At 63.7% G+C, this 26338-nt stretch carries 3 protein-coding genes; all 3 read left to right on the forward strand.

What is annotated here, in order from left to right; genetic code table 11:
* Positions 1-71: 71 nt before the first annotated feature.
* Positions 72-3134 (forward strand): non-ribosomal peptide synthetase, encoded by a 3063-nt coding sequence (locus TU81_RS11180; protein WP_048395088.1) that lies wholly within the window; start codon positions 72-74, stop codon positions 3132-3134.
* Between the two features lie 52 nt (positions 3135-3186).
* On the forward strand, positions 3187-17133 hold the full coding sequence (locus TU81_RS11185; RefSeq protein WP_048395090.1) for a non-ribosomal peptide synthase/polyketide synthase: 13947 nt from the start codon (positions 3187-3189) through the stop codon (positions 17131-17133).
* Positions 17134-17220: 87 nt separating this feature from the next.
* The gene (locus tag TU81_RS11190) at positions 17221-26325 is read left to right on the forward strand and encodes a non-ribosomal peptide synthetase (protein WP_048395092.1); all 9105 of its coding nucleotides are present in this window, start codon (positions 17221-17223) and stop codon (positions 26323-26325) included.
* The last annotated feature ends 13 nt before the right edge of the window (positions 26326-26338 follow it).

Genomic DNA, 26338 nt, shown 5'->3' on the forward strand with positions numbered 1-26338 from the left:
GACAACCGGTCAGCGAGACTCGGCGCTTCTGCCGTGGCCCAGATTCAAGCCCATTTTTAGTCGAGTTGAACATGAGCGGACTTCAAGGTTTTCGTATATCGCCGCAACAGGCATCTGTGTACCCCCACATCAACGGCGCGATCGAACACCCGTTCAGTTGCCATTTGCAATGGTCGCTGTCCCGGCCGGTGGATCTTGATGCGCTGAACAGTCGTCTGCTGGCGCTGATGGCCGACAGTGAAATCCTGCGCACGCGCCTGATGCCGGTGCCAGGTTTGCGCCACCCGGTACAGGTGATTGACGAAACCTGCGCCCTGCCGATGACCGTGCAGGATTTGCGTCAGCATAGCCCCGCTGAGCAGGACATCCTGCTGAGCGATCTTGCTGCACAGGCCCGCGACTGGACCCACCCGCTCGCCGTGACGTTGGTGCGACTGTCGGACGAACAGTCGGTGCTGGATCTGGCCGCTGTCAGCAGCCACTTCGACCTCGCCAGCCTGAAACTGCTGGCCGCTGCGCTGCTGCAAGACGCCACCCCGGATCTGTCCGAAGCGCTGCAATATGCCGACTACGCCGAGTGGCGCTGGAGCCTGACAGAAGACGAGCCGGACCATCCCGGCGTGATCTTCTGGAAACCACTGAGCGAAACCGAACAGCCGGCCTTGCAGCTGTCGCTTGAATCCAGCAGCGGCAATGTGTTTGCGCCGGCACGGGTGGATCTGGCATTGCCCGCCGATCTCGCCCGCCACCCGGCCCTGACCTCGAGCCTGATGCTGACAGCCTGGGCCGCCGTACTCGGACGCTTGGCCGGTCAGCAGCAAGTCCCGATCACGCTGATCCACGAAAGCCGCGGCCCGGAACTGGAAAGCGCCTTGGGTTTGTTCGAACAGTGCCTGCCGGTGCGCATCGATCTGGATGCCCAGGCGACGCTGCTGGAGCAAAGCCAACACGTCGGCGCTTTGATCGAGCGAACCGTCGGCTGGCAGGACTATTACACCCAGGACCTGAATGGCGGTTACGCCTTTGCCTGGCGTTCGGGTGATGCCCGGGAACGTTATGCCAGCGCTGTAATGAACCCGGTGAAGGCCTGTCTGAACGTACGCCAATTGCCCGACAGCCTGCACGCGCAGGTGGTTTACGACCGCCATACATTAAGCGCCGAAGCGGCGGCCTGCCTCGCCGAGCAATGGCTGCAACTGCTGCTGGGCGCGCTGGCCGATCCGCAGCAAGCCTGGGCTCAGTTGCCGCTGAGCGGACCGCTTCAAACGCAGGTTATCGACGCCCGACCGAGCCTGCCGCTGATCGAACCCGTGAGTCTGGTCGAGCTGATCGCCCGTCAAGTTCAACGACAGCCTAACGCCATCGCCCTCAGCGACAAGGACGGCGACCTGAGTTACGCCCGCCTCGATGCCTGCGCGACTCATCTGGCCCATCAATTGGTGGCGGCCGGCATCGGCCCAGGCGTGCCCGTGGGCATTCTGTTCACCCGCAGCAATGCCGCCATCGTCGCCATGCTCGCGGTGTTGAAGGCCGGTGGCGCTTACGTGCCGGTTGATCCGACCTACCCGGCGGATCGCCGCGCCTACATGCTCGCCGACAGCGCCATTGCGCACATCGTGGTCAGCGCCGAACTCGCCGACAGCGTGCCCGACACTCTGCAACGCTTCGTGCTCGATGACCTGAAGGTGACGAACGCCAGCGACCTGCCGCCACTGCCGATGCCCGACGCGGACGACCTGGCGTATCTGATTTACACCTCCGGTTCCACTGGCGCACCGAAAGCCGTGGAAATCAGCCACGGCGCGTTGAGCTTCTCGACCCAAGTGCGCATGGCCTCCTATGAGACGCCGGTGCGCGCCTACCTGCTGTTGTCGTCGTTTGCCTTCGACAGTTCGGTCGCCGGGATTTTCTGGACGCTGGCCCAAGGCGGACGCCTGGTATTGCCGGCTACAGGCGAAGAACTGGAAATGGCCCGTCTGGCGCAGTTGATTGCCCAGCATCGGGTCAGCCACGGTCTGTCGCTGCCCTCGCTCTATCAAGCCCTGCTCGACCAACTGCAACGCGCCGAAAGTGCCGACAGCCTCGAGTGCTGGATTGTTGCCGGTGAAGCCTGCCCGCCTTCGTTGATCGCCCAGCACAGCAAGACCTTGCCGCGCGCCCGACTGGTGAACGAATACGGCCCCACCGAAGCCACGGTCTGGGCCACCTATGAAGTGCTGGACCCGAGCCGGGCGCTAAGCATCGGACGCCCGATTGCCGGCATGGACCTGCGCGTACTGAACGAACACGGCATCGCCAGCGGCATCGGTGAGCCGGGGGAAATTGTTCTCGCCGGCCCGACCCTGGCCCGCGGTTATCGCAACAAACCCGAAGAAACCGCCAAAGCCTTCGTCACTCTCGCCGATGGCACCCGCGCCTACCGCACCGGCGACCTGGCCTGCTGGCTGGCGGACGGACGCCTGGCATTCCTCGGTCGCAAGGACCACCAGGTCAAGTTACGCGGCTACCGCATCGAACTCGGCGAAATCGAACGTCAACTGTGCAGCCACAGCGACGTGCGCGAAGCCGCGGTGATCGTGCAAGAACACGCCGCCGGCAAGCGTCTGCTGGCTTACGTCGTGGCGGCTCATGGTTATGCGCCGGACTCGGAAGCGATCAAGCGTTTCCTCGGCGAACGCCTGCCCTCGTACATGGTGCCGGCCCGGGTGCTGACCCTGGCGACTTTCCCGCGCACCCCCAATGGCAAGCTCGACACCCGTCAGTTGCCCGACCCGGACCAGTTCGACGAAGGCGCCCACGTGGCACCGCGCAACGCGATGGAAACCACCCTGCAAGCGATCATCGCCAAGGTCTTGAAGCTGTCGACCGTGAGCGTCACCGAGAACTTTTTCGCCATTGGCGGCGACTCGATCCTGAGCCTGCAAGTGGTGGCCCAGGCCCACGAGCAAGGCATTGCGCTCTCGGCCAAACACGTGTTCGAGCGCCAGACCATCGCTGCCATGGCCGAAGTCGCTCAGCCGCTGGCCGCCGACAGCGCGCAACCGCAAGCCCAGAGCACCGAGTTCAGCGCCTCGGGTCTGTCCGATGACGAGATGCAGGCGCTGATGGCCGAACTCGACGAGAACGAATTTTGATCGGCCGCCCACTTCGCCGCGCCGTTGCCCCTTTTTTTGCAGGACGTTTTCAATGACCACCGAAAAAACCACCAGCAATCCGATTGAAGACATCTACCCGCTGTCGCCGTTGCAACAGGGGATGCTGTTCCACTCCCTGCTGCACGAAGATTCCGGCGTGTACCTGATGCAGGATCGCTACCGCATCGGCGGGGCCATCGATGAAGTGGCGTTCCTTGAATCCTGGCGCCAGGTGGTGGCGCTGCACCCTTCCCTGCGCGCCAGTTTTCAGTGGAAAACCCAGAAGCAACCGGTGCAGGTGATCCATCGCGAGGTCAAGGTGCCGTTGGATACCCTAGACCTGCGCGGGCTCGCCCCGCACGAACAGGAAGCGCGGATCCGCACGTTGCTGGAAGACGAGCAGAAAGTCGGTTTCAACCTGTCGAAGCCGCCGCTGATTCGCTTCCGCCTGGTGCGATTGGCCGATGAATCCTACGAATTCATTCGCAGCTTTCACCATATCCTGATGGACGCCTGGTGCATTTCCCTGGTGACCGTGGACTTCCTCAAAGTCTACGAAGCGCTGTGCAACGACCGCACGCCTGAGCTCAAGAGCCCACGGCCGTTTCGCGATTACATCCAATGGCTGCAACGCCAGGATGCGGGCAAGGCCGAGCAGTTCTGGCGCGGCCAGTTGCAAGGGCTCAATGCACCCACGCCACTGACCGTGGACAACGGCGTAGCCCGTGACCGCTACACCGATGCGGTGCTGGTGGACGATCAGCTGATTCACCTGAACGAGCAGGAAACCCAGGCGCTGGCTGCATTCTGCCGTAGCCGCCGGATCACCCCGAACACGTTTTTCCAGGGGGTCTGGTCGTTGCTGCTGTCGCGCTATAGCGGTCAACGGGACGTGCTGTTCGGCGTCACCGTGGCCGGTCGTCCGGCGGAGCTGACCGGAGTGGCGGAGATGATCGGCCTGTTCATCAACACCCTGCCGCTGCGGGTGTCGGTGGATCCCGAAGCATCGCTTGGTCAGTGGCTGAGCACGCTGCAAGGGCTGAACGTTGACATGCGTGATTTTGAACACACGCCGCTGACCGACATCCAGGGCTGGAGCGATTTTCCCCGGGGCGAAACCCTGTTCGACAGTATCCTGGTGTTCGAAAACGCCCCGATCGACGAACAGATTCTGGAAGGCGGTTTCCAGTTCAGCCTCGAAGGCATGGATCACAGCGTGCACACCCACTACGGTTTGACCGTGGTGATCCTGCCCGGCGAACAACTGGGCATTCGTGTGTCCTACGACCGCGAGCGTTTCGAGGCGTCGACCGTGCAGCGCTTGCTCGGTCACATTGCCAGCCTGGTGCGCGGCATGCTCGCCGCACCGGACGCGCTGCTGGGCAGTTTCGAGCTGCTGGCCGTTGATGAGCGTCAGCAACTGCTCGGCGAGTGGGCGGTCAACCCGCACGACTTCCCGCTGGATCAAAGTTACGCCGAACTGTTTGCCGCGCAGGTCGCCCAACGTGGCGAACAGGTTGCCGCGATCTGCGACGGTGAATCGCTGACCTACGCCGAGCTGGATCAGCGATCCACGCGCCTGGCCCACGCCTTGCGTGACGCCGGTGCCGGTGAAGATCAATTGGTCGCGCTGGTTGCCCCCCGTGGCCTGGCGCTGTTGACCATGATGATTGCCGTGTTCAAGACTGGCGCAGCGATGCTGCCGCTTGAAGTCAATCATCCGCCGGAGCGCCTGAGGGAAATCCTCAGCCTGTCCCGTGCACCGTTGCTGGTGGCCAGCGAAGGTTGCAGCGCCCTGCTCGATCAGTTGCTAAGCGGCCTCGATCAGGCGCCAAAAGCCCTGTGCGCCGAAGCCTGCTGGACGTGCGGCAATGATGTACCGCTGCCATTGCTCGGCGGGCCGGACAGCCTGGTCTACGTGCTGTTCACCTCGGGTTCGACCGGTACGCCCAAAGGCGTGATGATCGAACAACGAGGCATGCTCAATAACATCTTCGGCAAAGTGCCGGCCCTGGGGCTGAACACCGAAGACCGAATTCCACAGACCGCGTCGGTGGCCTTCGACATTTCCGTGTGGCAGTTCCTCGCCGCGCCAGTACTCGGCGCCACGGTACACATCCTGCCGGACGACGTGGCGCACGACCCGCAACGTCTGCTGCAAGTGCTCGCCAGCGAACGCCTCAGCGTACTGGAAATTGTCCCGAGCCTGATGCGCACGCTGCTTGCGCTGTGCCCGTGCGACCTGCAATTGCCCGACCTGCGCTGGGTGCTGCCCACCGGTGAAGCTCTGCCGCCGACCGTGGCCCGAGACTGGTTTGCGCGCTTTCCCGACATCGCCTTGATGAACGCCTACGGTCCGGCCGAGTGCGCCGACGACGTGGCCTTCCAGCCGATCTTCGAAGCGCCGGACGCCAACGTCAGCCACATGCCCATCGGCCAACCAACCGCCAACAACTGTCTGTACGTGCTGGACGAATCCCTGCGGCCGGTACCCGTTGGCGTTGCCGGGGAAATCTGTGTCGGTGGCGTCGGTGTCGGTCGTGGCTACCTGCACGATCCGCAGCGCACCGCTGACGCGTTCATCGATCACCCGCAACTCGACGGGCGTATTTACCGCACCGGCGACCTGGGACGCTGGCGCGCCGATGGCGTGATCGAATACCTCGGCCGCCGCGACCAGCAGGTAAAACTGCGCGGGCACCGGATCGAACTGACCGAAATCGAACACCGTCTGGCGCAGCACCCGAATGTGCGCGAAGCCGCCGTATTGCTGCGCGAAAACAGCGTCGGCGAAGCCTGGCTGGTGGCCTACTGGTCGGCCCACGACGACACCTTGGGCAGCGAGGGACTCAACGAACACCTGCGCGCGCAATTGCCTCCGTACATGGTGCCGGCCGCGTTCGTGTGCCTTGAGCGCTTGCCCCTCAACAACAACGGCAAGGTCGATCGCAAGGCCCTGGCCGCCCAGGAGCTGAACTGGCAGGCCGCCACCCAAGAAAGCATCGCGCCACGCAATGAGCTGGAAACCGCCGTGGCGAAAATCTGGGCCGACGTCCTGGGTCGCGACACTGTGGGCGTGGAAGACAACTTCTTCACTCTCGGCGGGCACTCGCTGCTGGCCACCCAGATCGTTGCGCGCCTGCGCACCCATTTCAAACTCGACTTGCCGTTGCGCGTGCTGTTCGAACAACCGACAGTGGCGCTGCTGGCCGTCGCCATCGCTGCCCGCCAGGCCGATGCCGCCGCACCGCAAGCCGCCGTGATCAGCGCGCCGAAAGCCCAGCCGCGACCATCGCTGTTGCCGCTGTCGTTCTCGCAACAACGCCTGTGGTTCATCGAGCAACTGACACCGGGCACGACGCTGTTCAACATCCCGTTCGCCCTGCATCTGAAAGGTGAACTCAACGTCGAAGCGCTGCATGCCAGCCTGAATGACTTACTGGTGCGTCATGAAATCCTGCGCACCGGCATCCGCAGCACCGATGGCGTACCCAGCCAGCACATCAGTGAATCGCTGAACATTGCACTGCCGTTCGATGATTTGTCGGGTTTGGCCGCCACGGCTCGCGAAGGTGCGCAGTTCAATGCGCTGCAAGAAACCTTTGAGCAACCGTTCGACCTGACCTCGCCGCCGTTGCTACGTGCGCGATTGCTGCGTGTTGCACCGGGTGAACATGTGCTGGGCATCGCCTTGCATCACATGGTCTCGGACGCCTGGTCGGCGACCATCGCCCTGCGCGAGCTGGCCCTGGGTTACGAAGCCCGTTGCAACGGCGCCCCCGCCGAACTGCCGGCCTTGCCGGTGCAATACGCCGACTTCGCCCTGTGGCAACGCGAACACCTGCAAGGCGCCGAACTCAAGCGCCAGCTCGATTACTGGACCACCACGCTGGATCGTCGCGACAACGAAGGCAGTCCATTGCTGGCCTTGCCCACCGACAATCCACGGCCGTCGGTGCAAAGCTACCGCGCCGGGATCGTGCAGCGTGAACTGAGCGCCGACCTGAGTGGCCGGGTGCAATCCTTCGCCAGTCGCTTGGGCACCACACCGTTCACCGTGTTGTTCGCCGGTTTCGCCGTGCTGATGCACCGTTTGAGTGGCGATGCCACGGTACTGATCGGCACCCCGGTCACCCACCGTGAACAACCGGGCACCGAAGGCCTGCTCGGCATACTGCTGAACAACCTGGCGATCCGTGCCGACTTTGAGCCGCAAGCGGATTTCACTGCGCTGGTGAGCCAGGTGGCCAAACGTCTGCGCGAGGGCTTGCAGCATCAAGACCTGCCGTTCGAGCAACTGGTGGACAGCCTGCAACTGCCGCGCAGCCTCAGTCATGCGCCGCTGTATCAAGTGATGGTCGCGCAGCAATTGGCCATGGAGTCACGGCTGCGTTTCCCGGGACTGGACTTCGAGACCCTGGACACCCCACTCAAACACTCCGAATGCGATCTGGACCTGCACGTGCTGTGCCCGGCCAATGCACCGATTCAGTTGGAGCTGATGTTCGCTCTGGACCTGTTCGCCGCCGACAGCGCCCGTCAGACCCTCGCTCGCCTGGAGCACTTGCTCGAACAAATGCTCGCCGAGCCGCAACGCCCGGTGGCCGCCCTGCCGCTGCTGATGGCGGCGGAATGGCAGCGCACGGTGGTCGAGTGGAACCGCACCGAAATGGAGGTGCCGCAGCACCTGACCTTCGCCCAGCTGTTTGAACAGCAGGCCGAACGCAGCCCGGATCGCGATGCGTTGTGCTTCGAAGGCCGCAGCCTGAGCTACGCCGAACTGAATCGCCGAGCCAACCAGGTGGCGCATTACCTGCGCAGTCGCGGCGTGGTCGCCAATAGCCCGGTGGCATTGTGTGTCGAGCGTTCGCTGGAACTGTTGGTCGGCCTGCTAGGCATTCTAAAATCCGGTGGTGCCTATGTGCCGCTGGACCCGGCTTATCCGGTGGATCGTCTGGCGTACATGCTTGAAGACGCGCAGCCGGCGCTGTTCCTTGGCCAGCAGGGCTTGCTGGAGCAGCTGGGTGCCGAACTGCCGCGTCTGCGCCTGGACAGCGACGCTGCCCTGTTCGCCGATCAGCCGGACAACAACCTCGCGCCACTGGCCGGTCCTGATGATCTGGCGTACATCATGTACACCTCCGGTTCGACCGGTAAGCCCAAGGGCACGCTGGTCACCAACGGCTCGGTGGTCAACTTGGCCTGGGCACGCATTCATGGCCTGTATCGGCGCTACACCGATCAGCCGATGCGCACTAGTTTCAACTATTCGTTTGCCTTCGACAGTTCAGTGGCCGAGCTCATCCTGCTGCTCGACGGCCACAGCCTGTACCTGACCCCGGAAGAGGTGCGCTACGACCCCGAGGCCCTGGCGCGGTTTTTCCGCGAAACCCGTCTGCAAGCCTTCGAGTGCACCCCGGCGCAGCTCAAGGCCTTGCTCGAAAGTGACGGCGTACGCCGTGGCGAAGTGTATCTGCCACGCTTTGTGCTGTTTGGTGGTGACGCGGTGGATGCACAACTTTGGCAGCGTCTGCCATCGATTGTCGGCAGCCGCTTCTTCAACACCTACGGCCCGACCGAATGCACCGTCGATGCGACCGGTTGTGCGGTGGACGACTTCCCGGCACGCCCGATCATCGGACGGCCGATCGCCAACGTGCGCACTTACGTGCTCGATGCTTTTCTCAATCCGATGCCGGTGGGTGTTCCGGGCGAATTGCACATCGGCGGAGCCGGCGTGACCCTTGGCTACCTCAACCGCGCCGAACAGACCGCGAAGGTGTTCATCGACGACCCGTTCTCGCCGCTGGCGGATGCGCGCATGTACAAGTCCGGCGACTTGGTGCGCTGGCTACCCGACGGTCAGCTCGAATACCTGGGGCGCATGGACCATCAGGTGAAAATCCGTGGTTTCCGCGTCGAACTGGGCGAAATCGAAGCCTTGATCGGCGCCCAACCGGGCGTGCGTCAGGCGGTGGTGCTGGCCCGTGAAGACGTGCCCGGCGATAAGCGTCTGGTGGCATACGTCACCTGCGACCAGCAGGCCGATATCAATGCCTGGCGCAAAACCATCGGCGCCGCCCTGCCCGACTACATGGTGCCGTCGGCGTTTGTGCTGCTCGATGAGTTGCCGCTGACCGACAACGGCAAACTCAATCGCAAAGCCCTGCCTGCGCCGGATATTCAAGCAGCGCCAGACGCTCAGGATCCACCGCGCACCGTCGCCGAACAGCAACTCGCCGCCCTGTGGGCCGAGCTGTTGAACGTGCCGCTGACGCAGATCGGTCGCGACAGCCACTTCTTCTATCTCGGTGGCCACTCGCTGCTGGCGGCGGTGCTGTTTGCCCGTCTGCGCCAACAGTTCGCCACGGTTCCACCGCTGCGGGCAGTGTTCGAACACCCGAGCCTTGAGGCTTTGGCCGCGTTGCTGGGTGATCCGCTGCAAACCCCGGCGGCGACCTTCGTCCCGGCGGCACGCCCGGTGCGCTTGCCATTGTCATTCGAACAACAACGCTTGTGGTTCCTCGAACAACTTAGCGCTGGCGGTGGCGAATACAACGTGGTCAGCGCCGTACAGTTCGATGGTGAGCTGAACCCTCAGGCCTTGCAGTCCGCCCTGAATGGTGTGGTTCAACGCCACGAAATCCTGCGCAGCCGGATCGTGCGCGATAGCGACGGCGAGTTGGCGCTGGTCATCGAACCGCAGGTCAACATCACCTTGCGCGTGGCAACACTGGAAGCGGCCACCGACGACACTTGGCAACTGCTGACCGATGAGGCCATTCACGCCGAAACCGGGCACCGTTTCGACCTGGCTACCCAAGTGCCGATTCGTGCCACGCTGGTGCAACGCAGCGGTCGCGACCAGGCGTTGCTGTTGCTGACCGTGCACCATTGCGCCACCGACGATGCGTCCAGCCAGAACCTGTTGAATGAACTGGCGCAGCTCTACACCGCCCAAAGCCAAGGCACCGTCGCCGTACTGCCGGACCTGGCCTTGCAATACCCGGATTACGCCCTCTGGCAGCGCGAGTCCGGTCAACAAACAGTGTTCCGCAACCAGCTCGAATACTGGCGCACCCAGCTGGAAGACGGCAATTACCTGTTGGACCTGCCCACCGAACAGGGTCGTCCAAACCTGCTCGACCCTGCCGCCGGCGCAGTGCAGCTGCAACTGCCGCAAGAACTGGCGGGACGCCTGCGTCAGTTCGCCCAACAACGCGGTGCCACCCTGTACATGCTGATGCTCAGCGCGGCGCAATTGTTGTTGGGGCGCTACGCCAACCAGCGCGACGTGCGGGTCGGCAGCCCGGTGGCCCAGCGTCCGCTGGCCGAATTGCAGCCGCTGATCGGTTGCTTCGTCAACACTTTGGTGATGCGCGCCGACCTCGATCCGACGCTGGATTTCGAAGGCTTGCTGAGCCAGGTGCGCAACCGCGTGCTGGACGCGCAGCACCATCAGGACGTGCCGTTCGATCAGGTCGTTGATCACCTGGCGCCAGAGCGCAGCCTCGGCCAGACGCCACTGTTCCAGGTGTTGTTCGTGATGCAGAACGCCGACTCGTCGGCCAGTCACTGGCCGCAGTTGCAAGTGCGCGAACGAGCGGTGACGGCTCAGGCCACCAAGTACGACCTGAACTGGGAAGTGCATGACGGCGAGGTGCTGTCGGTGTTGCTGGAATACCGCGCCGCGCTGTTCAGCGAAACCACGGCCCGCCGTTGGCTGGCGCAATGGCAAGAGCTGCTCGAAACCATGCTCGACGCGCCACAGACTCGCCTCGGCGACTGGTCACCGTTGGCGGCGTCTGAGCGTCAACGCCAGCTGGTCGAGTGGAATGCTACCGAACGCAACTACACCGGCCCGACCAACCTGCACACCGCGCTGACCCAACAGGCGGCCCTCAGCCCCAACGCGGCGGCGCTGGTGTTCGAAGGCGAGCGCCTGAGTTATGCCGAACTGGACCAGCGTGCGCAAACCGTCGCCCGCGCCTTGCGTGCCGCCGGTATCGGCAGCGGCGCCATCGTCCCGGTGTGCATGGAACGCTCCGTGGAGATGGTCGTGGCCCTGCTCGGCATTGTGCATGCCGGCGCCGCGTGGTTGCCGCTCGATCCGGAATTGCCCGCCGCACGTCTGGCATTTTTAATCGCAGATGCCGATGCCCAAGTCACCTTGACTCAAGCGCAGTGGCTGGCGCGTCTGCCGGTCGGGCACACCGCCTGGACCCTCGACGCCCTGCCACCATCGCCGGCCGCTGAACCGATCAGTGTCGGTTCAAGCGATCTGGCTTACGTGCTCTACACCTCCGGTTCCACCGGCCAACCAAAAGGCGTGATGAACGAACACGGCGCCTTGATGAACCGTTTGTACTGGATGCAGGACGCCTTCCCGATTGGCCCGAACGACCGCGTACTGCAGAAAACCCCATACAGCTTCGACGTCTCGGTGTGGGAGTTCTTCTGGCCGTTGATCACCGGCGCGACCCTGGTGGTCGCCCGTCCGGACGGTCATCGCGATCCGGCGTATCTCAGCCAGTTGATCCAGCAAGAGCAGGTCACCACCCTGCACTTCGTGCCGTCGATGCTGCGCGCCTTTGTCGAAGAACCGAGCCTGGTCAACTGCCACAGCCTGCGTCAGGTGTTCGCCAGCGGCGAGGCGCTGCCGGTGGATCTGGTACGGCGCTTCATGAGCCAACACCCAGCGGCGCTGGTCAACCTCTATGGCCCGACCGAAGCCGCTATCGACGTCTCGGTATGGCGCTGTTCGGTGGACGATGTGATCGTGCCGATCGGCAAACCGATCGCCAACCTGCGTTTGTACATCCTCGACGAGGCCATGCAACCACTGCCAATCGGCAGCATCGGCGAGCTGTACATCGGCGGTGTCGGCGTCGCTCGCGGTTACCTGAAACGCCCGGACCTGACCGAAGAACGTTTCCTCGCCAGCCCGTTCATCGACGGTGATCGCCTGTACCGCACCGGCGACCGTTGCCGCTTCCTCATCGATGGCAACATCGAGTACCTGGGGCGTCTCGACCATCAGGTGAAACTGCGCGGGCAGCGGGTCGAACTGGGGGAGATCGACGCTGAATTGCTCATGCAACCGGGCGTTCGCGACGCGGCCACTTTGTTACTCGAGCAGCGTCTGGTGAGCTTCTGGTGTGGTGATGCCGATGAGTCCGCACTGCGCGCGGCATTGAGCGACAGCCTGCCCTCGCACATGCTGCCAAGCCTTCTGGTGCAACTCGACAGCCTGCCGCTCAACAGCAACGGCAAGCTCGACCGCAAGGCGTTGGCTGCCACGGCATTGCCTGAAACCAAAAGCGACCAGCCGCACACCGCGCCGCGCAACGCCACCGAAACGGTGCTCTGCGAGTTGTTCAGCGAAGTGCTGGAATGCCCGTCGGTGGGGATCGAAGATCATTTCTTCCATCTCGGCGGCCACTCTTTGCTGGCCACCCGTCTGGTCGCTCGGGTCCGTGAACGCCTGGGCGCCACCTTGCCATTGGCGCTGGTATTCGCCCAACCGACGGTGGCGGCTTTGGCCGGTCATCTGCGAGCGGCGATGCCGGGTGAGCTGATCACCGCACAACCGCGTCCGGCACAATTGCCGCTGGGTCTGGCTCAGCAGCGTTTCTGGATGCTCAGCCGTCTGGTGCCGGATTCGCGCGAATATCACATGCCATTCGCCCTGACCTTGCGCGGCGACCTTCAGGTCCAGGCCTTGCGTGAGGCATTCGAGCAGATCAGCGAGCGCCATCTGGTGCTGCGCAGCCGTATTGTCGAAGTCCAGGGCGAGCCGCAGTTGTTGATCGACAATCACGGCCCGGCACTCGTGGTCACCTCGGTCGCCACACAGGACTGGACGGCGGCATGCGCCAACGCGCAGAACGAGCTGATGGCGCCGTTCAATCTGGCCACCGCCGCACCTTGGCGGGCGCACCTGTTGCAACGTCAGGACAGCGACGAAAGCCTGTTGCTGGTTTGCCTGCACCACAGCGCCACCGACGGTTGGGCGATGCAATTGCTGATCGACGAACTGGCCCAGGCCTACACCGCCAGCCTTAAAGGGCAGTCGCCCACCTGGACGGCGCTGGAGGTCGACTATGTCGATTTCGTCGTGTGGCAACAGCACCCGGACACCCAGGCTCGACGTAATGACAGCCTGGATTACTGGAAAAACCACCTCGGCCAGGACGACTACCAACTCGACCTGCCCCTCGACCATCCACGCGGTGCCGAAGCGGATCGTCGCGCCCGGCAACTGACCGTCAGCCTCGGCGCCTCGCGTGCCGAAGCCATCCGCCAGTTCGCCCGCCAACGCGGCACCACCAGCTACGTGGTACTTGCGACAGCACTGAGTGCCTTGCTGGCACGCTACAGCGGTCAGCGCGACATCCGCCTCGGCACTCCGGCGGACCAGCGCGACCAACCGCAAACCCAGGCGTTGCTGGCGTGCCTGGTGAACACGCTGGTGATCCGCAGCGAAGTCGCTCAACAGGCTCCGGCCGAGCAGTTGCTCGCCAGCCTCGAGGCAGATCTGCGCGCGGCCCAGGCCCACGCCGACCTGCCGTTCGCAACACTGGTCGGCGCCGTGGCCCAGCGCCGCGACCTGAACCGCACACCGCTGTTCCAGGTGATGTTCTCCCTCAACCATGGCCGCATGGACAGCAGCCAATGGCCGGGCCTGAACATCGAAGAGCAGACGCTGCCGGTGATCGACGCCAAGTTCGAACAGAGCTGGGAAGTCCAGGATGACGGCGTCGACATGACCCTCGCCCTTGAATACCAGGCGGCGCTGTTTGACGAGTCGACGATGCGGCGCTGGAGCGCGCAATGGTGTGCCCTGCTGGACGCGCTGGTGACAACGCCGGAGCTAGCGCTGGTCGAATTGTTCCCGCAACAACAGGATCAGCAGCAACTGGATCGCTGGAACGCCACCGAACGTCATTACACCGGCCCGACCAATCTGCACACGGCGCTGACCCAACAGGCGGCCCTCAGCCCCAACGCTCCGGCGCTGGTGTTCGAAGGCCAGCGCCTGAGCTACGCCGAACTGGATCAACGCGCGCAAACCGTTGCCCGCGCCTTGCGTGCCGCCGGTATCGGCAGCGGCGCCATCGTCCCGGTGTGCATGGAACGTTCCTTGGACCTGGTGGTGGCCCTGCTCGGCATCGTGCATGCCGGCGCCGCGTGGTTGCCGCTCGATCCGGAATTGCCCGCCGCACGTCTGGCATTTTTAATCGCAGATGCCGATGCCCAAGTCACCTTGACTCAAGCGCAGTGGCTGACGCGTCTGCCGGTCGGGCACACCGCCTGGACCCTCGACGCCCTGCCACCATCGCCGGCCGCTGAACCGATCAGTGTCGGTTCAAGCGATCTGGCTTACGTGCTCTACACCTCCGGTTCCACCGGCCAACCAAAAGGCGTGATGAACGAACACGGCGCCTTGATGAACCGTTTGTACTGGATGCAGGACGCCTTCCCGATTGGCCCGAACGACCGCGTCTTGCAGAAAACCCCATACAGCTTCGACGTCTCGGTGTGGGAGTTCTTCTGGCCGTTGATCACCGGCGCGACCCTGGTGGTCGCCCGTCCGGACGGTCATCGCGATCCGGCGTATCTCAGCCAGTTGATCCAGCAAGAGCAGGTCACCACCCTGCACTTCGTGCCGTCGATGCTGCGCGCCTTTGTCGAAGAACCGAGCCTGGTCAACTGCCACAGCCTGCGTCAGGTGTTCGCCAGCGGCGAGGCGCTGCCGGTGGATTTGGTGCGGCGCTTCATGAGCCAACACCCAGCGGCGCTGGTCAACCTCTATGGCCCGACCGAAGCCGCTATCGACGTCTCGGTCTGGCGTTGCTCGGTGGACGATGTGATCGTGCCGATCGGCAAACCAATCGCCAACCTGCGCCTGTACATCCTCGACGAGGCCATGCAACCACTGCCAATCGGCAGCATCGGCGAGCTGTACATCGGCGGTGTCGGCGTCGCTCGCGGTTACCTGAAACGCCCGGACCTGACCGAGGAGCGTTTCCTCGCCAGCCCGTTCATCCAGGGTGATCGCCTGTACCGCACCGGCGACCGTTGCCGCTTCCTCGCCGATGGCAACATCGAATACCTGGGGCGTCTCGACCATCAGGTGAAACTGCGCGGGCAGCGGATCGAACTGGGAGAAATTGATGCAGCGCTGCTTAACCAGCCTGCAATCACCGGTGCCTGCACTTTGGTGATCGACAACCGGTTGGTAGCGTTCTACAGCAGCAGCGCGGCGCAATCGGGCCTCGATACGCTGCTTGCCGCCCAACTCAAAAACCAGCTGCCGGCGTACATGGTGCCGGCGGTATGGGTCGAAGTACCGGCCCTGCCCCTGACCACCAACGGCAAGATCGACCGCAAGGCCTTGGCTGCCCTGCCATTGCCGCAGACTCAAGAAGACCGTGTCGCACCGCGCAACGAACTGGAAGCCCTGCTCTGCCAGCTGTTCGGCGAGTTGCTGGGCGAGATGATGACCGGCGGCCGCGAGGTCGGAACCATGGACAGTTTCTTCGCCTTGGGTGGTGACTCGATCCTCGGCCTGAAGCTGATTTCGCGCATGCGGGAACAGGGTTACTCGCTCACGCCGAAAGACCTGTTCCGCTCACCGACCCCGGCAGCGTTGGCGCAGATTGCCAGTCCATTGTTGACACTGGCCGAACAGGGTGACGTCACCGGCGCCATGCCGTTGATGCCGCTGCATCAGTGGTTCTTCGATCAACAGCAACCTCAAGCCGCGTACTGGAATCAGTCGGTGCTGACCGACAGCGACCGACGCCTGGACGCGACCCTCGTGCAGGCCACACTGGATCGACTGGTGGCCCACCACGACGCCTTGCGCCTGCGCTTCAACGAGGTCGAAGGCCAATGGCAGGCGCACATCGCACCGGTATCGCCCGCTCAATTGACCTGCTGCGAACACCCTGAGCAACTGCAACAAGTCGCGCAAAGCCTGGACCTGCAACACGGCCCACTGTTCGCGGCGGCATTACTGGAGGGCAAACCGCAACGCCTGTATCTGGTCGCGCATCACCTGGTCGTGGACGCAGTGTCGTGGACGCCGCTGCTGGAAGATTTCCAGCAGCTGTATCAAGGGCTGGAACGTGGAGAGAACCCGAGTCTGCCGGCGAAAACCACATCCTACCGTCAATGGGCCGAGCACCTGCACGCCCATGCCGGCAAGGTCAGCGCCGAACAGCGCTACTGGAACACCCAGATCGCAGTGAACACCGCGCCGGTGGCGACAGTCGCCGAGCGCCAGACCCTGTCGGCCCGTTGGGATGCGGCTCGCACTCATCAATGGCTGACCGAGTCCCACGCCGCGTATCGCACGCAACCGGAAGAACTGCTGATCGCCGCCCTCGCCGCGACGCTGGCGGAAGCTGAAAGCCGTGCCGATATCGTGGTGGATCTGGAGCGCCATGGTCGCGATGCGCCGTTCGAGGGCCTGGATGTCAGCCGCACCGTCGGCTGGTTCACCACCCTGTACCCGTTGCGCGTGAATTCCAGCGGTGCCCCCGGCGACCGGGTGCGCAACGCCAAGGAGGCCTTGCGCGCTGTACCGGGCAATGGCCTCGGTCACGGGCTGCTACGCCAGCGTGGCGCGTTGCCGCCAAGCCGTGGCGATGTGCTGTTCAACTACTTGGGGCATGAGCAAACGCCACAGGGCTGGTTGCGCGCCAGCAGCCTGACCCCGCCGCCAGAAGTGGCACTGGCCAACCGGGTGACCCATGGCCGTGAGGTGGTGGCGTGGCTGGAAGACGGCGTGTTGCATGTCGAATGGCACAGCGTCACGCCGAGCGCCGACAGCCGCTTTCCTGCTCGCCTGCTGGAGCACCTGCAAGCGCTGGTCGGGCATTGCCTCGACCCACAGGCGGGGGCGCTGATGCCATCGGATTTCCCGCTGGCCAAAGGCATGAACCAGGCGACCCTCGACACCCTGCTCAAACGCTTGGGGCCGAAGAAGTGAGCCCCGGCATCGACCTGTATTTGACTTCGGAGTGCGCCGTTCGCGGCGCACGTGCCTCCTCGTTTTTCTGGATTGAACACTGCTGCCATGCATGACCAAATCGAAAACATCTATTCGCTGACGCCGCTGCAAAAAGGCCTGCTGTACCACGAGGCCTATGCGCCCGAGTCCCGGGTTTACTACCAGCAAATGAGCATCGGACTGGCCGGGGACCTCGACCTCGATGCGTTCCGTCAGGCCTGGCTGGCCTTGATGCAACGCCACGCAGTGTTGCGCACAGCGTTTCTCTGGGAAGAGCTGGACGACGCCTACCAGGTGATCCTCAAGGAAGTCGATCTGCCGCTGCGGGAAGTCGATTTGCGCGGTAACCCGCAAGGGCTGACGGCATTGGCGGCGGAAGATCACGCACAGGCTTTCGAGCTGGGCGCGGCACCGTTGATGCGTTTGACCCTGGCGCGACTGGACGATCAAAACGCTCAAGCGCACTGGTCGCTGCTGTGGACCCACCATCACCTGTTGCTCGACGGCTGGAGCGTCGGTTCGCTGCTGGCGGACTGGCGTGATCTGTACCGCGCGGCACGACGCGGGCAAAGCGCGGCGCTGGAAACGGTACGTCCTTTTCAGGATTACGTGGCTTATCTCAGCGAGCGCCCCTCGGCCGATGAATTCTGGCGCAGTCGTCTGGCGGACTTCGCCAACACTACCCGCGTACCCGAGTCGGACCCCCGCGGCCTGCTCGCCGACCCGGTGGAGGCACACCTGCCCTGCACCGAGCATCAACTGATGCTGGATGCCGCAACAACCGTTCGCCTGACCGGCTTCGCCCGGGACAACAACCTGACCGTCAACACCTTGCTGCAAGCGGCTTACGCTTATCTGCTGGGCCGCCATAATGGCAGCGACGAAGCCCTGATCGGCGTCACCGTGGCCGGGCGTCCGCAGCGCCTGAGCGGCGTCGAGCGCATGGTCGGTCTGTTCATCAACACCTTGCCGTTGCGGGTACGCTGGGACGATGCGCCGACCGTTGGCCAATGGCTCGCGGGCATCCAGGACTGGAATGCCGAAATGCGCGAGCACGAACACACACCACTGGCCAGTCTGCGGGCATTGACCGCGCTGCCGCCTGGTGGCGAGTTGTTCGAAGCGATCATGGTATTCGAAAACTTCCCGTTCCCCCGGGAGCTTGATCAGATCGACGACGGTCTCGTCGGGTTGCCGGATGCCGAACACTCCGCGCCTTTGCGCCACACCGGTGGACGCAACAACTATCCGATGTCGCTGATCGCCTCGATGGAAAGCGAACGCTTGCAGCTGCATCTGGTGCATCAGCGCAAACGCTTGTCCGATGCCGCGGGTGCGCGCCTGCTGCAGCAATTGGTGGCGCTGCTCGAGGAACTGGGCCGCGATGCCACCCGACCACTGGCCGACGTGCCGCTGTGCCCGGAGCAGGAACTGAGCCTGACCCGCACCTGGGGCAATGGTGCAACCCTCGAACTGCCTGACGCTCCGCTGCACGAACTGATCGCCGACCAGGCCCGACGCCATCCCGAGCGTGAAGCCGTGCGTGACGCCAACGGCGTGCTGAGCTATGGCGAACTACTTGAAGCATCGACTGGACTGGCCAGTGTCTTGCGCCAGCGCGGTCTGCAACAAGGTGACCGCGTCGCGCTGGCCCTGCCCCGTTGCAACGACGCAGTGGTCTCGCTGCTGGCGGTGATGCAGGCCGGCGGTTGCTTCCTGCCGCTGGACCTGGGCCAACCGGCCTCGCGCCTGAGTGCGCTGATGATCAGTGCCGACGTGGACTTCATCATTGGTGTGCCGACGTTCGATACCGCCTCCGCTCAGGTCGTCGACGCATCAGCCCGCGCCACCGGCATCGACCTGCCAGCGGTGGATCAACAGGCCTGCGCCTATGTGATTTATACCTCCGGCTCCACCGGTACGCCGAAAGGCGTGCGCCTGTCCCATCGCGCCATCGTCGCGTATGTCAGTGGCATACTCGCCGAGCTGGGTTGCGCCCAGGCTGAACAACCCTGGCGCCATGCATTGCTGTCGACCCTGGCGGCGGACCTCGGTTACACCCAGTTGTTCGGTGCGCTGGTCAGCGGTGGCAGCCTGCTGCTAGTGGACGACGACACCCGTGCCGACCCGAACGCCTTGGCGCAGTGTTTTGCCGAATTCATCCCCGATCTGGTAAAGCTCACCCCCAACCATCTGCACGGCTTGCTCGCCGCTCACCCCGACGCCAGCCTGCTGCCACGCCATGCTTTGTTGCTCGGTGGCGAAGCACTGCAAGGTGCGTTGCTGGACACCATCCGAGCGCTGCGTCCGGAACTCGCGGTTTACAACCACTACGGCCCGACCGAAAGTGCCGTGGGCATTTGCCTGTCACGTATCGATCAACCACTGGCCGGTGTGCAACCGCTGGGCCATCCGCAGTCGAACCGGCAACTACGGGTTCTCGATAGCCACGGTCACGCTGTGCCTGTCGGGATGCCGGGTGAGCTGTGGGTCGGCGGTGAAGGCCTGGCCATCGACTACCTCGGCGATCCGGCGCAAACCGGCGCGCGTTTCATGGCCGTTGCCGACCTGCCCCGCGCCTACCGCACCGGCGATCGCGTGCGCTGGCTGGAATCCGGCGAACTGGCGTTCCTGGGACGCGTCGACAACCAGATCAAACTGCGCGGCTATCGCATTGAGCTGGGCGAAGTCGAAGCCCAGATCAAACGCCTCTCGAACAACATCGAGCAAGTGCTGGCTCGCGTGGTACAGCCAGCCAACGAAACACCGCGCCTGATTGCCTGGCTGGTCGCCAGCACGTCTCTCTCCACCGACAAACTGCGCTCCGACCTGGCCCTTCGGGTTCCGGATTACATGGTGCCGGCAGACTTCATTGCCCTCGACGCGATCCCGCTCAATGCCAACGGCAAGCCGGACATCGCAAGCCTGCCATTGCCCGATGCCCCGACCAGTCAAGACAACTACGAGGCCCCGCGAGATGCGGTGGAAATCGCCTTCGCCGAGATCTGGCAGGATGTGTTGCGGGTCGAACGCGTCGGTATTCACGACAACTTCTTCGCCCTGGGCGGCGATTCGATTCTCAACCTGCAGATCATCGCTCGCGCCCACCAACGCGGCATGAAGCTGACGCCCAAGCAGTTGTTCGAAAACCGCACCATCGCCGAAATTTCTGCGGTGATCAGCCAAGGGGCGAACTACAGCCGTGATACGTCCAGCGCCGTGCGCCATGTGCCGCTGACACCGGGTCAGCACGCTCGGCTCGAAGCCGGCCCACTGACGGCGGACTGGCGCTGCGTGGCCATGAATGCACCGATCAGCGTCGAGGTGTTGAACCGCGCCGTGTTAGCCCTGCAACAGCAACACCGTGCGCTGCAACTGGGTCTGGTCCGACAGGCTGACGGCACTTGGGCACAGACCCTGCCCGCCACACCTAAACCGGTCAGCGCCAGCCGTCAGCCACTGAAGCTCGACGACTCGAACGCATTGGCCGAACTGGCCGAAACCACCCTGGCCACGCTGGATCACGCGGCAGGCGAAGGCTGGCACGCGTGCCTCTCGGAACACGGCGACGCCGTGCTGTTGGTCACCCATGCACTGCGTCTGGATGCGGTCTCCTGGGCCTTACTGATGACTGACCTGGCGCTGGCTGTGGCTCAAGCGCAATACGATCGTGCGATCGAATTGCCGCGTCACGGCGGCAATCTGGATGAATGGGCCGAGCATCAGAACAACTACGCCGCCGATGAAGACGGGTTGGAATCGGCCTGGGAATACTGGCTGCAATACGCCGGTGAAACCCTGCCGTCCGCCCCGCAACCGGGTGACATGGCCACTGAAAGCCGCGTGCAAATTCCGGCACCACTCAGTGCTCGCCTGAGCCTGCTGCAACGACGTAGTCATGCGCCCTGGGCGTCGCTGGTGGCCACGGCAGTCGCCGCGGAACTGGCACATCAAAGTGCTGAGCAAGGCGTCTGGCTGACACTGGATCGCGGCCGCTGCGAGCGCGCACGCTTGCCGCTCACCAGTCCCCTGAGCCATACCGACTTCAACCCGGCCACGGTAGTCGGTGCGCTGAGCCACGCCGTTCCTCTGCGCCTGACCGTGACACCGACCGCCAGCGCCGCACAGTTGCTCGCACAGATCGACGCGCAACTGGCCGCTGCACCGCACGCGGGTGACGACTACGGCGTGCTGCGTTACCTGACCAACAACGACTACTTGCACGAACCACTGCTGAGCCTGCCGCAGCCGACCGTGCGTATCGTCATGGCTGGCGAATGGCTGGCCCACGAGGGCCCTTTGGGCGAAGTCATCGCCCGCAGCTCGCAGATCGATTCCACCGGACTGACCCTGACCGTCAGCCTGCAACATGGCCATCTGCAGATCGATTGCCGTGGCCCGGGAGCCGAGCGCTGGGCCGAGGCGCTGGAACAACGTCTGAACCTGCTGGCTGCCGATGCCGAGCAAGCCGTTCCAGGAGCCCATGCATTCGCGCTGTGCCGCGCCGCCGGACACGACCTCACGGCCCTGGGTGCGAACTTCGACTGGGCCGGTATCGATGACTTGCTGCCCCTGTCGCCAATGCAGGAAGGCATGCTGCTGCACACCTTGCTGCGTCCGAACAGCGGCATTTATTTGATGCAGCAACGTTATCGCTGGGACGGCGAACTGGACCGCAGCGCCATCGAATACGCCTGGGCACAACAACTGGCCCGACACCCGATGCTGCGCACCGGCTTCTGGTGGCAGGACGGCAAGGCCGCGCTGCAATGCGTCTACCACGAGACCGACCCGGCGTTCGCCTGGTACGACTGGCGTGGCCTCGACGAAGCGGCTCGCCAGCGCCAACTGGACGCCGTGCTGGACGCCGAATGCCGCCAGGGTTTCGACATGCGCCGCCCGCCCCTGACGTTCCTTCGGGTGTTCCAGGTGGCCGATCAGGAATTCCTGATCGTGCGCAGCTTCCATCACATTCTGACCGATGCCTGGTGCTTCGGTCTGTTGATGGCCGATCTGTTCGCCCACTACCAGGCACGGGTACTCGGTCAACCCGTGGCCCGCCCGTTACTGCCATCGTTCAGCAACTACATCCATTGGCTGCAATGCCAGGACAGCTCCATCACCGAGCAATTCTGGACTCGCGAACTGGCCGGTTTCAGCGCGCCGACGCCGCTGGTGGTCGATCGCCCGGCTGTCACCGAGCAAGCGGTCGAAGCGGTGGCCAACCTTGACGTCACTCTGTCGATTGCCGACACCCGCGCACTGACCGCCTTGTGCCAACAGCACTCACTCACGCCCAACACCTGGATTCAGGGTGCCTGGGCGTTGCTGTTGTCGCGCTACAGCGGCAGCGATGACGTACTGTTCGGCGTCACGGTGTCGGGACGTCCGACCGATCTGCCAGGTGTGGAAGACATCGTCGGGCTGTTCATCAACAGCCTGCCGCTGCGGGTCAAGGTTGACGACTCACAATGCGTGGTGCCATGGCTGCAAGCGCTGTTCGCGCACAACTTCGAATTGCGTGCCTACGAACATGCGCCGCTGGTGGACATTCAGCGCTGGAGTGAGATCGAGCATGGTCGGTCGCTGTTCGACAGTCTGGTGGTGTTCGAAAACGCCCCTTTCGACGCAGGTCTGTCGGACCGTCAGGTGGACTTCAACGTCGACATCTATGAAGACCGCGTCCACACCAACTACCCGATGACCGTGGTGCTTTACCCGGGTGATCGTCTGGGTATTCGCCTGACCTATGATGCCGCGCGTTTCGACACCGACACTGTGCAGCGCATGCTCGGCCACCTGCGTCAGTTGCTGACGCAAATGGTCGCTCAACCTGATGCACAACTGGCCTCGCTGTCGCTGTTGACGCCGGACGAACGCCAGACCCTGCTGGTGGACTGGAACCGCAGTGAACTCGACTTCCCGCTGGATCAAACCTACGCCGAGCTGTTCGCCCGGCAAGTGGCAGCACATCCGCAACGCATCGCTGCCGTGTGTGGCGCCGACAGCCTGAGCTACGCCGAGCTGGATCAGCGCTCAAACCGTCTGGCCCGCGCCCTGATCGAAACCGGCGCGGGTCGTGACACCCTGGTGGCCCTGGCCGGCGAACGCGGCCTGCCGCTGCTGAGCATGATGGTCGGGGTACTCAAGGCTGGCGCAGCCTACTTGCCGTTGGACATCAAGCATCCGCCACAGCGCCTGAGCGAGATTCTCGAACTGTCCGGAGCGAAGATTCTGTTTACCAGCGACAGCGCTGATTCGGTCATCGGCCCGGCATTGGCCGCCTGCACCGCGACGCCCCGACGCCTGCGCACCGAAGTCCTGTGGCTGGCGGGCGACGCAGCACCATTGGACGTCGCGGGCAGCCCTGACGACTTGGCCTACGTGATCTTCACCTCGGGTTCCACCGGCACGCCCAAAGGCGCGATGGTCGAGCAACGGGGCATGCTCAACAATATCTTCGGCAAGGTACCGACGCTGGGTCTGTCAAGCGCGGACCGGATTGCCCAGACCGCCTCTCCGGCGTTCGACATTTCGGTCTGGCAATTTCTCGCCGCACCCATTCTTGGCGCCACCGTGCATATCCTGCCGGACGTGATTGCCCATGATCCCGAGCGCCTGCTGGAAGCGCTGGAGAACGAACAACTGTCGGTGCTCGAAGCCGTGCCGACGATGATCCGCGCCCTGCTCGACCTCGCCCGCACCGACACGCAACTGTCGGCACTGCGCTGGTTGCTGCCGACCGGCGAAGCCCTGCCACCGGCGCTGGCCCAGGCCTGGCTGAGCCGCTTTGCCCATGTGCCGTTGATGAATGCCTATGGCCCAGCGGAGTGCTCGGACGACGTGGCTTTCCATCCGCTGACCCGTGTGCCGAGCGAAGGTGGCAATGCGATGCCGATTGGCCGGCCCACCGCCAACAACCATCTGTATCTGGTAGACGCGGCACTGCGTCCGGTGCCGGTGGGCGTACCGGGGGAAATTTGCGTCGGTGGCGTCGGCGTCGGTCGTGGTTACCTGAACGATCTGGAAAAAACCCGGGCCGCGTTCGTCCCGCACCCGTTCGAACCCGGTGCCCGTTTCTACCGCACCGGTGACCTGGGGCGCTGGCGTGCAGACGGGGTGATCGAGTTCCTCGGTCGCCGCGACCAACAGGTGAAAATTCGTGGTCACCGCATCGAACTGGGAGAAATCGAAGATCACCTCGGTCGTCATCCCGCCGTGCAAGCAGTGGCCGTGATCGTCAACGCCGACCAGCGTGGCGACCTGCAACTGGTTGTGTACTGGACCGGTGACGACACGCCGGTGGCCGTGCTGCGCGAATGGCTTGCCCAACGCCTGCCGTCGTACATGGTGCCGGCCCATTGGCAACAGCTGGAGGCACTGCCGCTGAACGCCAACGGCAAGGTCGATCGCAAGCTGCTGACCGCTCGCCCACTGGACAACAGCGATCCGAGTCTTCAACGACCGCTGAGTACCGACATCGAACTGCAACTGGGCGCGATCTGGGCACAGATTCTCAACGTGGCCGCCATTGGCGCCGACGACAACTTCTTTGCCCTTGGCGGACACTCGTTGCTGGCAACACTGGTGGTCTCGCGGATTCGCAGCCAGCTCGCGGTGGACCTGCCGTTGCGGGCGGTATTCGATCACCCGGTACTGGAAAACCTGGCACGCGCCATCGACAGAGCTCGCTTGCAGACGGCCCCACTGGCGCTCCCTGCCATTACCCGGGTAGAACGTTCGCTACCGCTGCCGCTGTCGTTTGCCCAACAACGTCTATGGTTCCTGGAACAACTGAACCCTGGCTCCAGCGGTTTCAACATTCCGTTCGCCCTGACCCTGAGCGGGGCACTGAATGTCGAAGCCCTGCGCCTGGCATTCGAACAATTGATCGCGCGCCATGAAGTGCTGCGCAGCACCGTGCACAGCGATCATGGTGAACCCTGGCAGCGAATCGAGCCGGCGCAGACGTTTGTCTTGCCGATCAGCGATCTGCAACAGGTCTCGGCGCAGGAACAGGAGCCGGCCATCCAGTTGCAATTGGCCGAGGTCTTCGGCCAACCGTTCGACCTGACCCAAGCGCCGTTGATTCGTGCACGATTGCTGCAACTGGACGCGCAGACCCACGTGCTGGCCATCGCCATGCACCACATTGCCGTGGACGCCTGGTCCATTGCGCAACTGGTGGATCAACTGGCCACGGACTACATCGGCTTTGGCACGGCGACTGCCCGCATCGAAACCCCGGCCCTGCAATACGCCGATTTCGCCGTGTGGCAACGCACCCACCTGCCGGGCCCGGTCTGGCAGCAACAACTGGCCTATTGGCGCCAGCAGTTGCAAGCCAGCCCGGCGCCGCTGTTATTACCGGGCGCCCAGACCCGCGAGCATGGCGGTTGTGCACGTCATCGCAGTCGCCTGCCCGCATCGCTGGCCCGGGCCATCGGCGAGCTGGCGACAGCCCGCGAGGCTTCGCCGTTCATGCTGCTGCACAGTGCACTGAACGTATTGCTGCATCAGCAGACCGGGCGCGAAGACCTGCTGGTGGGCACCGACATCGCCAACCGTCATCAACAACAGACCGAAGACATGGTCGGCTTCTTCGTCAATCAGTTGGTGCTGCGTTGCCGCGTGACGCCCGAGCAGACATTTAATGAGCTGCTGAGCGATGCCCGACGTGTGGCGCTGGATGCCTTCGCCCATCAGGACTTGCCGTTCGACGCCCTGGTGGCCGATCTGCTGCCGCAGCGGGACGCACGCTACACGCCGTTCTTCCAGGTCAAATTGGTGGTGCAGAACACCCGTCAACAGGACCTGCATTTGCCAGGCCTGGCGATCAGCGAGCGAGAACTGGAGCCTCAGGCTTCGGATGTGGACCTGCTGATCAACATCGTGGATGACGGCGAAGGTCTGCTGGTGGTGTACGACTACAACACCGGGCGTTACGCCAGTGCCTACATCGAACTGCTCGACAGCTTGTTCATCTGTCTGCTGGAACAGCTAGTGCTGGACGCTGACACCCGCGTCGCCCAGTTGCTGCAACCACTCAATCAACTGCAACAGACCCGTCGCGAACAGGCTCAAGCCACGCTGCGTGACGCCGGCAACGCGCGTCAGAGCACCTTGGGCCAGGCCCGTCGCCGTAGCGTCGTGAAGGATGCCGAACAATGATTGTCATCGGCCA

Source organism: Pseudomonas lini (assembly GCF_001042905.1).
GTDB lineage: Bacteria > Pseudomonadota > Gammaproteobacteria > Pseudomonadales > Pseudomonadaceae > Aquipseudomonas > Aquipseudomonas lini.

Coding starts and splice junctions, on each gene's coding strand:
- TU81_RS11190 (WP_048395092.1), top strand. CDS start 17,221: ATGCATGACCAAATCGAAAACATCTATTCGCTGACGCCGCTGCAAAAA.
- TU81_RS11185 (WP_048395090.1), top strand. CDS start 3,187: ATGACCACCGAAAAAACCACCAGCAATCCGATTGAAGACATCTACCCG.
- TU81_RS11180 (WP_048395088.1), top strand. CDS start 72: ATGAGCGGACTTCAAGGTTTTCGTATATCGCCGCAACAGGCATCTGTG.